15 protein-coding genes are annotated in these 14,572 nt (G+C 69.7%); 9 read left to right on the plus strand and 6 right to left on the minus strand.

Translation table 11 applies throughout. The features are described from left to right. Positions 1 to 52: 52 nt before the first annotated feature. Entirely contained in the window at positions 53 to 925 is an 873-nt protein-coding gene (locus AB0J16_RS42355) for a hypothetical protein (RefSeq protein WP_358550751.1), read from the plus strand. Positions 926 to 968: 43 nt separating this feature from the next. Here AB0J16_RS42355 and AB0J16_RS42360 read toward each other — a convergent pair whose 3' ends face one another. From AB0J16_RS42360 to AB0J16_RS42375, 4 genes are all read right to left on the minus strand, one after another. Beyond that, on the minus strand, positions 969 to 1,808 hold the full coding sequence (locus tag AB0J16_RS42360) for an LLM class flavin-dependent oxidoreductase (protein WP_358550753.1): 840 nt from the start codon (positions 1,806 to 1,808) through the stop codon (positions 969 to 971). Beyond that, positions 1,805 to 2,641, minus strand: a complete 837-nt coding sequence (locus AB0J16_RS42365; RefSeq protein WP_358550755.1) for a GNAT family N-acetyltransferase — start codon at positions 2,639 to 2,641, stop codon at positions 1,805 to 1,807. The genes AB0J16_RS42360 and AB0J16_RS42365 overlap by 4 nt, the downstream gene beginning before the upstream one ends. A 72-nt stretch (positions 2,642 to 2,713) precedes the next feature. After that, positions 2,714 to 3,061, minus strand: coding sequence for an STAS domain-containing protein (locus tag AB0J16_RS42370; protein ID WP_358550946.1), 348 nt, complete (start codon positions 3,059 to 3,061; stop codon positions 2,714 to 2,716). 34 nt (positions 3,062 to 3,095) lie between these two features. Then, the gene (locus tag AB0J16_RS42375; RefSeq protein ID WP_358550757.1) at positions 3,096 to 4,538 is read right to left on the minus strand and encodes an LCP family protein; all 1,443 of its coding nucleotides are present in this window, start codon (positions 4,536 to 4,538) and stop codon (positions 3,096 to 3,098) included. Between the two features lie 69 nt (positions 4,539 to 4,607). On the opposite strand from AB0J16_RS42375, the gene AB0J16_RS42380 reads away from it, so the two are divergent. Next, positions 4,608 to 5,624: a glycosyltransferase family 2 protein gene (locus tag AB0J16_RS42380; protein ID WP_358550759.1), complete on the plus strand. Its 1,017-nt coding sequence runs from the start codon at positions 4,608 to 4,610 to the stop codon at positions 5,622 to 5,624. A gap of 38 nt (positions 5,625 to 5,662) precedes the next feature. On the opposite strand, the gene AB0J16_RS42385 is transcribed toward AB0J16_RS42380, so the two are convergent. Then, positions 5,663 to 7,054 carry a bifunctional cytidylyltransferase/SDR family oxidoreductase gene (locus AB0J16_RS42385; RefSeq protein ID WP_358550761.1) on the minus strand — a complete coding sequence of 464 codons (1,392 nt, stop codon included), beginning with the start codon at positions 7,052 to 7,054 and terminating at the stop codon, positions 5,663 to 5,665. A 95-nt stretch (positions 7,055 to 7,149) separates the two neighbouring features. Between AB0J16_RS42385 and AB0J16_RS42390 the strand changes: the two genes are divergently transcribed. From AB0J16_RS42390 to AB0J16_RS42420, 7 genes are all read left to right on the plus strand, one after another. Further along, complete coding sequence (locus tag AB0J16_RS42390; protein WP_358550763.1) at positions 7,150 to 8,613, plus strand: CDP-alcohol phosphatidyltransferase family protein; 1,464 nt, start codon at positions 7,150 to 7,152, stop codon at positions 8,611 to 8,613. Beyond that, the gene (locus tag AB0J16_RS42395; protein ID WP_358550765.1) at positions 8,610 to 9,233 is read left to right on the plus strand and encodes a DUF5941 domain-containing protein; all 624 of its coding nucleotides are present in this window, start codon (positions 8,610 to 8,612) and stop codon (positions 9,231 to 9,233) included. Before AB0J16_RS42390 ends, AB0J16_RS42395 begins: the two co-directional genes overlap by 4 nt. A gap of 79 nt (positions 9,234 to 9,312) precedes the next feature. Then, positions 9,313 to 10,044, plus strand: a complete 732-nt coding sequence (locus tag AB0J16_RS42400; protein WP_357647960.1) for a phosphocholine cytidylyltransferase family protein — start codon at positions 9,313 to 9,315, stop codon at positions 10,042 to 10,044. Between the two features lie 28 nt (positions 10,045 to 10,072). Then, on the plus strand, positions 10,073 to 11,113 hold the full coding sequence (locus AB0J16_RS42405; protein WP_225296080.1) for an iron-containing alcohol dehydrogenase family protein: 1,041 nt from the start codon (positions 10,073 to 10,075) through the stop codon (positions 11,111 to 11,113). Then, entirely contained in the window at positions 11,091 to 11,858 is a 768-nt protein-coding gene (locus tag AB0J16_RS42410) for a CDP-alcohol phosphatidyltransferase family protein (protein WP_358550767.1), read from the plus strand. Before AB0J16_RS42405 ends, AB0J16_RS42410 begins: the two co-directional genes overlap by 23 nt. Positions 11,859 to 12,045: 187 nt before the next feature. Then, positions 12,046 to 12,930, plus strand: coding sequence for a glycosyltransferase (locus tag AB0J16_RS42415; RefSeq protein ID WP_358550948.1), 885 nt, complete (start codon positions 12,046 to 12,048; stop codon positions 12,928 to 12,930). Between the two features lie 48 nt (positions 12,931 to 12,978). Beyond that, on the plus strand, positions 12,979 to 13,770 hold the full coding sequence (locus AB0J16_RS42420; protein ID WP_358550769.1) for an ATP-binding cassette domain-containing protein: 792 nt from the start codon (positions 12,979 to 12,981) through the stop codon (positions 13,768 to 13,770). On the opposite strand, the gene AB0J16_RS42425 is transcribed toward AB0J16_RS42420, so the two are convergent. Next, the gene (locus AB0J16_RS42425) at positions 13,767 to 14,480 is read right to left on the minus strand and encodes an acetoacetate decarboxylase family protein (protein WP_357948963.1); all 714 of its coding nucleotides are present in this window, start codon (positions 14,478 to 14,480) and stop codon (positions 13,767 to 13,769) included. The two genes, AB0J16_RS42420 and AB0J16_RS42425, sit on opposite strands and share 4 nt — an antisense overlap. Positions 14,481 to 14,572: the final 92 nt, after the last annotated feature.

Genomic DNA, 14,572 nt, shown 5'->3' on the forward strand with positions numbered 1-14,572 from the left:
CGTTCGGCCGCCTTCTATACATACTTCGTTGAACGGTGTATCTTGCTATGCCATGATCAAGAGATCCTCTCTGGCACTCGTGGGGCTCGGCCTCGCCGCAGGCTGCGCCGCCGCCCCGCCGGTGGCCCCGGCTGTCGTGAGCGGCGGTAAGACCGACCAGCCCCGGCAGATCCAGACAGTCGTGGCGGACTGCATGAAGCAGCGCGGCTTCAAGTACGTCGCCTGGGTCCCGGAGGTGAAGATCTCCGAGGATGCCGACAAGGCCTATCTGGGCGACTACGAGGCGATGAAGAAGGAGCGCACGGAGCAGGGCTTCGGGGTCTTCGTCGACTTCGTCCACCCCGAGCAGCGGGAGAAGCGTGTCCTCTGGCGCGAGTCGGACAGCCCCAACTTCGGCATCAAGAACCAACTGTCGCCCGCCCAGCGGGTCGCCTACGGCAAGGCGCTGAACGCGTGCAGATCGCAGGGGCTCCAGCGGGTCACCGGCAAGGTCGTCAAGTCCGACGAGGACCAGGCCAAGCAGGAGAACGAGCTGATCGCCCAGCGGCTGGACCGCGACCTCAACGCGGACCCCAAGCTCGTCGGCCTGGCCTCGGCCATGGGCGACTGCCTCAAGGGCAAGGGACACCAGGTGGCCTCCCTCAGGCCGGTGGACATGAGTCAACGGGGTGGCGAGGAGTTCGAGGCCCAGAAGAAGCGGATCGCCCTGAACGATGACATTCCCGATAAGGGGCTGCCCGCCGGGCAGTACTACGAGCCGCGTATTCCAATGGGCACCGCTCGGCAGTACCTGAGCAGGGAGATCAAGGCCGCGCTCGACGACCTGGAGTGCGGCAAGGACTTCTACGCCGCCTACCTGCCCAGGAGCATGGAGATCGTGCGGCGGGTGGAGGGGGAGTTCGGCAGCGGCGGCTACAACAGCTGACGTCCCCAAGCCTCCAGGCCCCAAGGCCCTGACGGTATAGGCGCTACAGGGCCGCCAAGAGCTTCGTCACATGTGACAGCGGATCCGCGCCGAACGGTCGTACCGCCACCGTCTGGGCGCCCGCCGCCCACATCTGCCGCACCACGTCGGCGGCCTCCGAGGCGGAGCCCCTGGCCATGACGACCTCCTCCGGCCGTACCTTGAGGAACCCGGCCTGTTCCACGGCGACGTCCCAGGTCGCCTCGCGCGCGTCGGGGCCGATGTACAGGTGGATGAAGGTCACCACCTCGTGGTCTGCCGGGGCGCCGATGTGGCCCACGAGGGTGGGGAGCTGCTCGGGGCTGAAACCCTCCGGGAGGATCGTGCCCTGCGCCACCCGGCCCGACAGGGCGAGGGAGCGGGGGCCGAGGACGCCGGCCAGGACCGGAGGCGGTTCGGCGGGCGGGTGGACCAGGGAGACGCCGTCCAGGTGTACGGAGCGGCCGTGCAGGGTCACCGTCTCGCCCCGCAGGAGGCTGCGGACCGAGGTGATCGTCTCCTCCAGCAGCGCCAGAGGTGACGGGGGCGCGACGCCCACCTGGCGCATCCAGTCACGTACGCCGTGGCCGATCCCGGCGGCCAGGCGGCCGGGGTGGAGGCGGGCCAGGTTGGCCAGCTCCATGGCCAGGAGCATCGGGTTGCGCAGGGGAGCGGGCGTGATGCCGATGCCCACGCGCAGGCGGGACGTGGCCGCCAGGGCGGTGGCGGCCGAGGAGATGGCGCCGGTCCAGCCCAGGTCCTCCACCACCCACAGGTCGTCGACCGTCGTGCCGTCCAGCTCCTTGGCGAAGGGGATCAGCTGCTCCGGCGGCAGGGCGCGGTCGAACATGACACCAAGTTTCAAGATCTCCTCCAGTAATAGCGGAAAAGCCGGCCGACCTCCGCATAGCCCGCGCGCAGGAACGCGTTGGCCGTGGGGGTGTTGCCCACGTCCGTGGCCGCCACGATACGTTCGACGCCCGTCTCGGCCAGCGTCGCGGTGCCCTTGGCCAGCAGGTCGTTGACGTAGCCGTGGCCCCGGTGCTCCGGCACCACGCCGATGTAGGCGATGGAATGATCGTCCGGCGCCACCAGCCCCACCGGGTCGTCACCCACGTAGCCGACGACGAACCAATCGGGCTTGCCCTTGCGGTTGACCAGGTCGTCGTACATCCATTGGGCCTCGTGCTCGGCACCGGCCGTGGCCAGCTCCACCTGCGTGTCGTAGTCGAGCGACCCTTCCGAGATGCGTACCAGCAGGTCGAGTATGGAGGCGGCGTCGAGGCCGCGGGCGGGGCGGTAGGTCAGCCGGCCCGGATCGACCGGTATGTCGCTTCCGGCCGCCCATTCGAGCATGAGCCGCTCGACCTCCATCGCGAACCCGGCGCCGAGCAGCGCCTGGTGTTCGACGGCTCGGTCGACGAGCGGGGTGAGGCCGGGCTTGAGGGAGATGTCGTGGATGATCTTGTTCAGGCCCATCTCCGACAGGCCGCGGCGCAGCAGGCCGGCGGCGCGGTCGGGGTCGGGACCAGGCTCGAACTGCCAGGTGATCACCGGATCGGCGCCACGGTAGGGCGCCCAGAACGCCAGCCGCGCCGGGCCATCCGTGAAACACCACTCCGGCCGCGTCTTGCCCTCGTCGAAGGCCGTGGCCAGTTGACTGCGGGCAGGCTCGGGGAACTGATCGAACAAGGTCAATGGCTCCCTACGAGACCGCTGGAAGATGCGCGCCGAATGTCATGAACATCCTTTAGCACACATCGCTCGATCTCAGGCCGCCGCCCCGAGCGCCGCCCGTGCCTCCAGCAGCGATGAGCAGGTCTCGAAGTGCCGGTCGAGGTTCGTGATCGTCAGCAGATGACTGATCATGCCCGGGGCGAGCACCAGGACGAGCCTGCCGTGCGCGTGCTGCACGTGGTTGTGGGTGGCCACCAGCACACCCAGCCCCACGGAGTCGCAGAAGGGCACGTCGGTCAGATCCAGCACCAGTTTCGGGGGGTCCGCGGAGGCCAGCACCTGGTCGAGCGCGGCCTGGAGGCGCGGGGCGCCGGCCACGTCGAGATCTCCGACGGCATGCAAGACAGTGAGCGGTTCCTCTCGCCACGACCTGACCACCATGGCTGTCACGTGCCCGAACGGCTGGCAGATATGCCTATTTCTTACATATGTTCTGGGTCGCCGTTTTGGTTACAGGCGTAGTTGTGGGCTGGGCGCTTGGGGTGGTCGAGGTCTTCACTTTACCGATCTTCGGCTGGTCGCTGCCGACGATCACCTCGATGCCGTCCTCGTCCATCTGGACGAGATCGGCGCCGGGGATGGCCGCGGCGACCGTGCGGGCGGAGTCCTCGCGACCGGGCCCATAACGTACGACCGTCTTCTTGTAGTCCTTGCGCTTGGTGTTGCCCGGCGTGCCGGAGACGTGGAACCCGGCGGCGACCAGCGCCGTCTTGGTGCGGGCGCCGAGGCCGGTGATGAGCGTGCCGTTGAGCACCTTGAGCGCGATCCGATCCGGCGGAATGGTGGGTTTGGCAGACGACGAGGCGGACGAGCTGGGGCTGGGGCTGGGCTTGGACAGGTCCTCGTCGGCCTTGATCTTGGCGAACAGGTCACGGGAGGCCTGCTTGTCCCAGAGCACCGCCGACTCCCCGGTCGGCGCCTTGAAGTCCACGTTGGCCAGCGGCACGTCGGCGAACTTCACGTTGTCCAGCGAGACGTCCCTGAGCTGGGTGGCCAGCCCGATCAGGTCGTCGTCGGGATCGACCTTGATCGTGCTCAGCGTGGAGTTGACGAACGAGTTGAGCCGGGCCGGGTTCGCCAGTGTGCTGGCGCTGAGCGCGCGGTTCAGCAGCGCCGAGATGACCTGCTGCTGCCGGTCGATGCGGTCGAGGTCGGAGCGGGCGGTGGCGCGAGTGCGGGCGTAGCCGAGCGCCTGTACGCCCTTCAGCTCGTGGGTGCCGGCCGCGAGGTCGAGCCCGGCCTTGGGGTCCTTGATCGGCACGGGCGTGCAGACGGTGACGCCGCCGAGGGAGTCGACCACGTTGATGAAGCCGAGGACGTTGACCTCGATGTAGCGGTTGATCCGCAGCCCGGTGGCCTGCTCGACGGTCTGGCGGGCGAGCTTGGGGCCGCCGAACTGGTAGGCCGAGTTGATCTTGTGATCGCCCTTGCCGGGGATGGTCAGCCAGGTGTCGCGCGGCAGGCTCACCACGGTGACCCTGCTGTGGTCCTCCGACAGGTGGATCACCATCATGGTGTCGGTGCGCTGGCCCGACTCGCGGCCCAGCTTGAGCTCGTTCTGCTGCTTTCGGGTGAGGTCGTCGCGCTTGTCGACGCCGACGAGCAGGATGTTCATGGCGCCGCGGGGGGCCGCCTCGGTCACGCCCGCGTCGACCGTGCCGATCCGCTTCGGTGTCGCCCACACCACGCCGGTGCCGGCCAGGACGCCCACGGACAGCACACCCGAGAGGATCAGATTCCGGCGCCGGGCCTTGGCGCTCTTGAGCGGCCTGCGCGTGCGCCTGCCCACGAGCTTGACGCCGCCGTAGGCGTCGCCGCCCACGTGCACTCCAGCGTCCTCCTCGCCCGGGTCGCGCATGCCCTGCCCCCCTCGTGCCACCGCGGGATTGCCGTCCTCCCCTGCTCGTACAGTAGCGTGAGCCCCGCCATGAAGCAGTTCCCCGACTCGCCGCACGCGCCAGCGGAGACGCACGGCTGGCCGCCCATCTCCGTCGTCATGCCGGTCCTCAATGAGGAGCGGCATCTACGCGAGGCCGTAGATATGGTCCTCGCCCAGAGCTACCCAGGTGAGATCGAAGTCGTTCTCGCCGTGGGGCCCTCACATGACCGTACCCAAGAGGTCGCCGACGCCATCGCGGCGGCCGACCGGCGGGTGACCGTGGTGCCCAACCCCACAGGTCGCACGCCCAACGCGCTCAACGCCGCCATCGGCGCCTCCCGCAACGGCATCATCGCCAGGGTCGACGGGCACGCCATGCTGCCCTCCGACTACCTGCGCGTCGCCGTGGAGACGCTGAGGGAGACCGGCGCCGACAACGTCGGCGGTGTCATGGCGGCCGAGGGCATCACGCCGTTCGAGAAGGCCGTCGCATGCGCGATGACCTCCAAGATCGGCGTGGGCGCGGCCGCCTTCCACGTGGGCGGCACGGCGGGCCCCGCCGACACCGTCTACCTGGGGGTGTTCAGGCGCGCGGCGCTCGACCGGGTCGGCGGCTACGACGAGCACTTCCAGCGGGCCCAGGACTGGGAGATGAACCACCGCATCCGCCAGACCGGCGGGCTGGTCTGGTTCCAGCCGCGCATGCGGGTCTCCTACCGCCCCCGTCCCAATGTGAAGGCGCTGGCCAAGCAGTACTTCCACTACGGGCGCTGGCGCCGGGTGGTCTCGCGCACCCACGAGGGCACGATCAACCTGCGCTACCTGGCGCCCCCCGCCGCGGTGCTGGCGATCGTGCTCGGCCTGCTCGTCTCGCCGTTCTTCCCCCTCGCGCTGATCGCGCCCGGCGGCTACGCCGTCGCGATCGTGGCCGGGTCCGTCCTGACCGGCAGCGGGCTGCCGGGGGCGGTGAAGGCCAGACTGCCGATCGTGTACGCCGCCATGCACATGTCCTGGGGCTGGGGCTTCCTCACGAGCCCGCGCAGACTCGCTCGACCATCGCGCTGAACCTGGCCGGCCCTTCCGGAAACTCCGGCCTGAGCGGGTCACGCGTCGTTCAGGCGCACGTCGATCACTTGCCCGGTCAGGTCGGAGATGAGGACGTCCAGCGAGGTCTGGGCAACCGCACGCGGTGAGAGCAGGGTGTGCGGAGGCTCTTCGCCGAACGCGCGCTCGCGCGTGGGCGTGCCGGTGCGCTCGGGGTTGACGCAGTTGACCCGGATGCCGTCGGGGGCCCATTCGTCGGCGAGCGCCTGCGTGAGGTTGACGACGGCGGCCTTCGTCGAGGAGTAGAGGCTGTAGTCGGCCCGTCCCCTGGTGTAGCTGGAAGAGGTGTAGAGCAGCAGCCGGCCCGCGCTCTCGCGCAGGTACGGGTAGGCGGCACGGGCCACGTTGACCGGGCCCAGGTAGTTGACGCCCACCGTCTCGGCGATGGTCTCGTCGGTGACCTCGGCGAGTTTGCCCACGTGCAGCACGTCCGCGGTGTTGACCACGTAGTCGATCCGGCCCACCTGCGCCAGCGCCTTGGCCACCTGGTCGTAGTCCTCCACCCGCACGCCGTTGTGGGTGCGCGAGAAGGAGTGCACGCGGGCGCCGTGGCCGGTGGCCAGCTCGACGACGTCGGCGCCGACGCCGGAGCCGCCGCCGAAGACCACCATGGTCCGGCCGTCGAGCGCCTCCCGGTAGTCCCTCGGGTCGGGAACGGGCGCGCTCGTGGCGGCCAGCTGGAGGAGCTTGTCGGCGATGTACACGTCGACCGGATGGGTGATCTTCATGTTGCTCTCGCTGCCCGGCACGATGTGGATCGGGACATCGGGCAGGTAGCGCAGCAGCACGCCGCAGTCGTCGGTGGCCGGCCGCCGGTCGAAGTCGGGGTCGGCGAAGGCCCGCTCGTACGCCTCGCGGATCAGCGACAGGCGGAAGCACTGCGGCGTCTGGACGCGCCGCAGCCGGGATCGGTCGGGAATGTCGTGGATGGTCTCGCCATGGGGTCCGGAGGCGGCCACCACGACGGTGTCGGAGCTCGGGATCGCCACGCCCACGGCCGAATGCGTCTGCAGGGCCCTGACACACTCCGTGATGATCCGGGGCTCCAGGAGGGGCCGTACAGCGTCGTGCAGGAGTACGTTGCACTCCCTCGGGCCCAGGGCCTTGAGCGCGCGCCACGTGCTCTCAGGGCGGCTCGCACCGCCCTCGACGATCTGGCTGACCTTGTCGAAACCGCCCCTTTCCACGATCTCCTTGACCGTGTCGGCGTAGCCGGGAGCCATCAGCACCACGACCTCGTCGATGTCCGGCGAGCCGTTGAACAGGGCGAGCGTGTGCTCCAGGATCGTCCTACCGGCGATCTTGATGAGCTGCTTGGGGGTGTTGAGCCCGACACGCTGACCCACGCCACCTGCCAGGACCACCCCTACCGAGCGCAGCCGAGATTCCATAGGGGGAGCGTAACGGTCCGGTTCCGTGATATCGCGTTGCCCTGTCGCTACGCTGTGTCCACGCACTCCCTCGCGACCGGGAGGAGACCTGCGCCGTGACCGATTCACTGACCCGCGAGAGCACGACCACCTCGGTGGTGCTGCTCGCCACGACGCCCGCCTGCAGACTGTCCTGTGCCGACGGCACACTGCTCGACCGGCTCAACGGCCAGCTGGCCGAGCTGTCCGTCCTCGACGTCCAGGTGGTGTCGCCGAACGACGGGCTCGGCGGCCTCAGCACCGACCTGCGCGGCGTGGCCAAGCTCGCGCGCGCCGCGCCGGGGACCCTGGTCGTGCTGCCCGCCGACCTCGTCACCCACACCGAGGCACTCTCGCTGCTCCTGGAGCACCCCAAGCGCGACACGAGCGCCCTGGTCTCCTACGACGCCACCGCGGCGCCGATGCGGCCGCCGGTGCGGGTCGAGGGCGGCAAGATCGTCGCGGCCGGCAGCTCCTTCCACCTCGTGCCCGAGGCCAACGCCACCTTCCGCGGCGTGCTCCAGGCCGGTCAGGCCGACCTGATCGCGCTGGCCGACGTCGCCGAGGAGCTGGCCGACCTGGCCGAGACCGGCAAGCTCGGCCCGGTCACCACCGTCGAGGCGGTCGACCTGCTGCTGGTGGGCCTGGTCAGATCGGGGGTGAAGGTACGCGCCGCCGGGATCGGGCAGCTCCACTGCGACCGGGTGACCGGCCAGGTCTCGGCGGACACCGCGGTCAGCAGGCTCGCCGACGTCGACGAGTCCCAGGTCCGCCTCGACACCTCGGTCAAGGCGGACGACGGCTTCGTCAGCACCTACCTCGTCTCGTCCTGGACCCGCCATCTCATCCGCCCCGCCGCCCGGCTGAAGCTCACGCCCAACGCCGTTACCGGCATCTCGATCGGCCTGGCCGTGCTGTCGGCGGTCTGGTTCGGGGCGGGCAACCGCGGGGCGCAGCTCGCCGGGGCCGGGCTGCTCTACCTGTCGTTCGCCTGCGACTGCCTCGACGGCCAGCTGGCCCGCTACACCCGCGCCTTCACGCCGCTGGGCGCGTGGCTCGACAGCATGGCCGACCGGCTGAAGGAGTATGTCGTCTACGTGGGGCTCGCCTTCGGCTACGCCGCCGGGCTGCCGTTGAGCGAGGGCGGCCCGGACGGCATCTGGTATCTCGCCGTCGCCGCGATGATCCTGCAGACGGTACGGCATTCGATCAACTACTCCTTCGGGGCCAGTGTGGCCGACGCGAACCGGGCCGGCGCCCTGGGCGCCAAGCCGGTGAGCTCGCTGCTCAACTCGGCCGAGGGAGAGCACCACGGCGTACCCAAGCCGGGAGTTCTCCGCCTGGCGCACCGCATGGAGCGAGAGAAGGTCCTCCGGTGGATGAAGAAAGCGATCGTGTTGCCGATCGGGGAGCGGATGGCGCTGATCGCGATCACCGCCGGCGTGTACAACGCCCGGGTCACCTTCGTCGTGCTCCTCGGCTGGGGCGGCGTGGCGACCCTCTACCTGCTCCTCGGCCGGATCGCGAGGTCCGCGCGATGACCTCGGTGCAGATGACGCCCGTGCCGAGCAGCAACGTCGTGGCCTACCGCGACGACGGGCCGCTGTCGCGCGGCATGGGCGCGCTCGTGTCCGGGCAGCTCCCGCCGCTGCCCCCGCTGATCGCCGGGGCGTTCGTGATCGGCGTGCTGCTGCTGATCGGCGTGGCGGGGTCCGACGGGCTGGCGGTCTTCGCGCCGGCCGTGACACTGCTGCTGGCCGGGCCGGGCAGCTCCCATCCGCATGACGGCCGCATCGACTGGCTGGTACCGCCGATCCTGCGGTTGATCGAATACACCTTCATCGCGGCCTGCGGCTTCGCCCACGACGTGCCGCCGGTGCTGATCTTCGTGCTGCTCGGCGCGCTGGCCTTCCACCACTACGACCTGATCTATCGCCTGCGTCAGCGCGCCTATCCGCCGCCGTGGCTGAGCACGTACGGGCTGGGCTGGGAGGGGCGGATGATCGTGATCTCGCTGGCGGCGATCGTGGGCGTGGTGACCGGCGGGTTCGTGCTGCTCGCCGTATATCTGTGGGCCCTGTTCGGGTGGGAGAGCCTCACCTGCTGGCTCGCCACCTCTCCCTCAGGGGTGGCCGCGACCGCCACGGAAACGCGAGACTAACGGTCGATTACCCGGTGAGGGCCAAAAGCCAACTAACCTTTGGGTCCTACGGAGTAGATGCTCGACTGAGGAGTGCACGTTGCTGGGAATGGTGCTGGCCGCTGGAGCCGGACGACGCCTGCGACCGTACACCGACACGCTGCCGAAGGCATTGGTGCCGGTCGACGGTGAGACCACGATCATGGACATCTCGCTGCGCAACCTCGCCGAGGTGGATCTGCGCGAGGTCGTGATCGTCGTCGGTTACGCGGCGCAGGCCGTACACGAGCGGAAGGACGAGCTGGAGAAGCGACACGGCGTCAAGCTCACCCTCGTGCACAACGACAAGGCCGAGGAGTGGAACAACGCCTACTCCCTGTGGTGCGCGCGCGACTACTTCGCGCAGGGCGCGCTGCTGGTCAACGGCGACACCGTGCACCCCGTCTCGGTCGAGAAGACGCTGCTGTCGGCGCCCGAGACCAGCGACATCCTGCTCGCGGTCGACAACGTGAAGCGGCTGGCCGACGAGGAGATGAAGGTCACCCTCGACGGCGACGACCTCAAGCGGATCACCAAGCTGATGGACCCGGCCACCGCCTACGGCGAGTACATCGGCGCCACGCTCATCCGCCCCGGCGCCGCCGAGCGCCTGGCCGACGCGCTGCAGGCCACCTTCGAACGCGACCCGCAGCTCTACTACGAGGACGGCTACCAGGAGATGGTCGCGCGCGGCGAGCGGATCCACGTCGCGCCCATCGGGGAGGTCGACTGGGTCGAGGTGGACAACCACGACGACCTGGCCAAGGCTCGTACCATAGCCGTTCGCTACTGAGGAGGCGGGCATGCCGCTTCTAGCGCGGATGCTGCCCGCGCCCCTGGCCATCATGGTCAGGCGGGGCGCGGTGGCGGAGCTCGGCGCATTACTGGCCGACACCCGGGTGGCGACCTCCGGCCGGGTCGCCGTCGCCGTGGGCCCCGGGCAGGGCGACCACATCGAGGGCCTGATCGCGCCCACACTCGGCGAGGCCGAGGTGTTCAGGGTGTCCGACGGCTCGGTCGACGCGGCCGTCTCGCTCGGCGCCGACCTGCGCAAGGGCGCCTATGAGGTGGTCGTCGGCGTCGGCGGCGGCAGGACCATCGACGCCACCAAATACGCCGCCTCGCTGGCGGGCATCCCGATGGTCGCCGTGGCCACGAACCTCTCCCACGACGGCATCTGCTCGCCCACGGCCTCGCTGGTGTACGAGGGCGGCAAGGGCACGTTCGGCGTGCCGATGCCGCTGGCGGTCCTGGTCGACCTCGACTTCGTGCACAGCGCTCCCGAGTCGCTGGTCCGCTCGGGGGTCGGCGACGTGGTCAGCAACCTGTCGGCCATCGAGGACTGGCAGCTCGGCAACGTGGAGCGCGGCGAGCCCATCGACGGGCTGGCCTGCTCGATGGCCCGCATGGCGGCCGAGGCGCTGGTCGGCCGGACCGACTCCATCGAGTCCGATGCCTTCCTCACTGTTCTGGCCGAATCGCTGATTCTGTCGGGCATGTCGATGGTCATCGCCGGGTCGTCTCGGCCCGCGAGTGGTGGAGACCATGAGATCCTTCATGCCGTGGATCAGCTCTTCCCCGGCACCTCCAATCACGGCGAGCTCGCCGGGATCGGTGCCGCCTTCTGCTTCTTCCTCAGGGAGGACGCCGCCCGGCTCAAGCAGGTCACTGACTGCCTGCGACAGCACGAGCTGCCCGTCGTCCCGGCCGACATCGGCCTGAGCGGCGAGCAGTTCGCCGAGGCCGTCACGCTGGCGCCCGCCACCCGTCCCGGCCGCTACACGATCCTGGAGCACCTGCGCATGTCGGAGTCCGAGGTCCGCGATCGGGTGGGGGACTATGTCCGGGCCTTCGGTCGCTGAGATCCGGCGGGTCGCCCAGCCCGCCGGACACCTCGAGCGCAGAAACGGTGAGCATTGGGCCGGCGTGCTCTACATGCGCCGGCTGTCCATCTACGTCACCTGGCTGACGGCCAAGACCTCCATCACGCCCAACCAGCTCACCTGGGTGATGACGCTGGCCGGGATCGTGGCCGGGGTCGTGCTGGCCCTGCCGGGCCTGTGGGCCGCCGTGGGCGCCGCTCTGCTCGTCCAGGTCTATCTGCTGCTGGACTGCTCCGACGGTGAGCTGGCCCGCTGGACGGGCCGCACCTCGCTGGTCGGCGTCTACCTCGACCGCGTCGGCGCCTACTTCACCGAGGCCGCGCTGCTGATCGGGCTGGGCTGGCGGACGTCGGCCGTGCTGCCCGACTGGTACACCGTGCTCGGCGTCGCCGCCGCGCTCGGCGCCATCCTCATCAAGGCCGAGACCGACCTCGTGGACGTGGCCAGGGCCAAGGGGGGCCTGCCGAGCGCCACCGAGGCGTCCGCGGGGCAACTGCGGTCCGGGCTGCTGGGGCTGGCCCGTCGGGTGGTGGGGGCGACGAAGTTCCACCGGATCGTGCAGCCGATCGAGCTGTCCATGCTCGCGGTCGTGACCGCGGTGATCGACGCCGTCGCGGGCGATCTGCTCGCCTCGCGGGTGTTGCTCATCGCCTGTTTCGTGGCCGCGGTCCTGCAGACCGTCCTGCACCTGGTCAGCATCCTGGCATCGAGGCGGCTTGCGTGAGCACACATCGGAACCGGCGGGGCCCCTCGCTCGTCGTATTGATCGGACGTCCGCAGTTTGGCGGGGGTTCACCTTCGGTTCCGATACGCTTGGCTCCACCAATATCAGGAAATATGCATACCAGCAGACTCGGTGATCATGAAAGAATGCTCCGCCCGTGTTCTCGACGCGTCAGGACGATGACCCGTTGAAGATATCGTGCGTCATCCTCACCATGGGCAACCGGGTCGCGGAGCTGAACCGGGCGGTCGAGTCCGCGCTGCACCAGATCGACGGCGACGTCGAGGTGGTGATCGTGGGCAACGGCGCCGACGTGCCCGAGGTGTCGGCGACGCCACCCGTGGGCTCGTCCGCGACCGTGAAGACGGTCCGGCTCGAACGCAACACCGGCATCCCGGCCGGCCGCAACCGCGGCGTCGAGGAGTGCTCCGGTGATGTCGTGCTGTTCCTCGACGACGACGGCTGGTACGCCAACCAGAAGGTCGTCTCCCACGTCCGTGACCGCTTCGCCACCGAGCCCGACCTCGCGGTCATCTCCTTCCGGGTGATGGACCCCGAGGGCGGCATCGGCCAGCGGCGCCACGTCCCGCGCCTGCGTGCGGGCGACCCCGAACGATCCTCGCCGGTCACTACCTTCCTCGGCGGCGCCTCGGCGATCCGCCGCTCGGCCTTCCTCCAGGTGGGCGGTCTGCCTGAGCAGTTCTTCTACGCTCACGAGGAGACCGACCTGGCCTGGCGGCTGCTGGGTGAGGGCTACCGGATCGAGTACGACGCCGAGACGGTCATGTACCACCCGCAGGTCCCGCCGACGCGGCACGCCGATTTCTACAGGATGAACGCGCGCAACCGGGTGTGGCTGGCGCGGCGCAACCTGCCGTGGCCGCTGGCGGTGCTCTACCTGCTCGACTGGGTGGTGCTGACGCTGATCAGGGAGCGCCGGTCCGGGGTGGCGATCAAGGCGTGGTTCACCGGGTTCTTCGAGGGGCTGCGGACGCCGGCCGGCGAGCGCCGCCCGATGGCCTGGCGCACCGCGTGGCGCATGGTGAAGCTGGGCCGCCCGCCGATCGTCTGAGGACCGGTCAGTCCTCAGACATCTGATGACTGTTGATAGCCTACGTGGATGGATCCTGTTGCCGGTGGGCCCGTTCTGCGTGCCGTCGAGGTCGATGTGGTGCGTGATGGCACCTCCCTGTTGCGCTCGATCTCTCTGACGGTCGGGCAGGGCGAGCATTGGGCCCTGCTGGGGCCCAATGGGGCCGGGAAGAGCACGCTGCTGGACCTCCTGGGGGCGGTGAAGCACCCCACGCGAGGGGTCGTCGAGGTCCTGGGGCATCGGCTCGGCCGGGTCGACATGCGCGAGCTCCGCTCCTTCCTGGGGCACGTCAATCCACGGCATTCGCTGGAGTCCGGCCTCCGGGTGCGCGACCTCGTGCTGACCGGGGCCACCAACACCATCGAGCTCGTCCCTCGCTGGCAGCCCACCGCCGAGCAGGAGGAGCAGGCCCTGCGGCTGATCGGGATGATGGGGATGGCGCGCAAGGCCGAGGCACGCTGGCCCTACCTGTCCCAGGGCGAGCGGGGCCGGGCGCTGATCGCGCGGGCTCTGATGCCCAGGCCGCGACTGCTGCTGCTCGACGAGCCCGCCACCGGGCTGGACCTGGCCGCCCGCGAGCAGCTGCTGGCCAGCCTCGACGTGCTGCGCCGGGAGCATCCGGCGCTGGCCACCGTACTGGTGACCCACCATCTGGAGGAGCTGCCCGCCAGCACCACCCACGCGCTGCTGCTGCGGGAGGGCGAGTGCATGGCGTCGGGGCCGGTGGACGAGGTGCTGACCACCGACCTGGTGAGCAAGTGCTTCGACCACCCGGTGCGGATCAGCCGCGTCGACGGACGGTGGAGCGCCCGGGCCTAGATGGCCATCGCGTCGCCGAAGGTCATGGCGGCGTGGGCGACCGTGGTGGTGAGCAGGGGGCGCTTCGGCAGGCCGAGCTCGCTCAGCTCCTTGGCGATCGGGTGGTTGCCCAGGCGGATCAGCGCGCCGCCGGGCCGTACCCGGACACCCCGGGCCGTCACCGACCACGGGACGCGCCGCGTCACGCCCTCCCGATGCGTGAAGGCGTCCAGCGGGACCAGCGCGCCCGCGCCCGGCGCGGGCAGGCCCGGTCTGAGCAGCAGGTCGAGCACCAGCCGCCCGTCCCTGCGCAGGACACAGCGTTTGTACGCCGAGTCGAGCCGCAGGTCGATGTCGGCCAGCTCCTTCGGAAAGCCCCAGATGCGGCGGCCCGCGTCCAAGGTGAACTCCTGATCGACCGGTAGCCAGTGGATGAACACCCCGGCCCGCCGCAGATCGCCCAGCCCGACCGATTGCGCCACGCCCGGCGGACGCACCAGGAACGCCACGCCGACCTCGTGGTAGGCGTCCAGATCGCTCTCCCGGTAATCGACGAACACCAGCACGCAGATGGCCTTGCCCGGGAACACCTCGGCCACGTCCAGCCCCGAGTAGGCGATCACCGCCCTGGCGGCGTCGGCCCGTACGGGATACATGACGCTGCAGACCGTGGCGTCTCTCACCTGGACGGGCATGCTCACCGTGCGGCCCTGGATCAGATGCGAAGACATGAGTCCAGTACATCAACCGGAAAGCCGTGTGACCATTCCTGCCCCGATCGCGTCTGCTCTGTTGTGACAATCGCAAGAACGCGGAGGGCATC

This window comes from Nonomuraea sp. NPDC049750 (assembly GCF_040659625.1).
Taxonomy (GTDB): domain Bacteria; phylum Actinomycetota; class Actinomycetes; order Streptosporangiales; family Streptosporangiaceae; genus Nonomuraea.

Coding starts and splice junctions, on each gene's coding strand:
- AB0J16_RS42355 (WP_358550751.1), top strand. CDS start 53: ATGATCAAGAGATCCTCTCTGGCACTCGTGGGGCTCGGCCTCGCCGCA.
- AB0J16_RS42385 (WP_358550761.1), bottom strand. CDS start 7,054: ATGGAATCTCGGCTGCGCTCGGTAGGGGTGGTCCTGGCAGGTGGCGTG.
- AB0J16_RS42395 (WP_358550765.1), top strand. CDS start 8,610: ATGACCTCGGTGCAGATGACGCCCGTGCCGAGCAGCAACGTCGTGGCC.
- AB0J16_RS42410 (WP_358550767.1), top strand. CDS start 11,091: ATGTCCGGGCCTTCGGTCGCTGAGATCCGGCGGGTCGCCCAGCCCGCC.
- AB0J16_RS42420 (WP_358550769.1), top strand. CDS start 12,979: ATGGATCCTGTTGCCGGTGGGCCCGTTCTGCGTGCCGTCGAGGTCGAT.
- AB0J16_RS42380 (WP_358550759.1), top strand. CDS start 4,608: ATGAAGCAGTTCCCCGACTCGCCGCACGCGCCAGCGGAGACGCACGGC.
- AB0J16_RS42375 (WP_358550757.1), bottom strand. CDS start 4,538: ATGCGCGACCCGGGCGAGGAGGACGCTGGAGTGCACGTGGGCGGCGAC.
- AB0J16_RS42370 (WP_358550946.1), bottom strand. CDS start 3,061: ATGGTGGTCAGGTCGTGGCGAGAGGAACCGCTCACTGTCTTGCATGCC.
- AB0J16_RS42405 (WP_225296080.1), top strand. CDS start 10,073: ATGCTGCCCGCGCCCCTGGCCATCATGGTCAGGCGGGGCGCGGTGGCG.
- AB0J16_RS42425 (WP_357948963.1), bottom strand. CDS start 14,480: ATGTCTTCGCATCTGATCCAGGGCCGCACGGTGAGCATGCCCGTCCAG.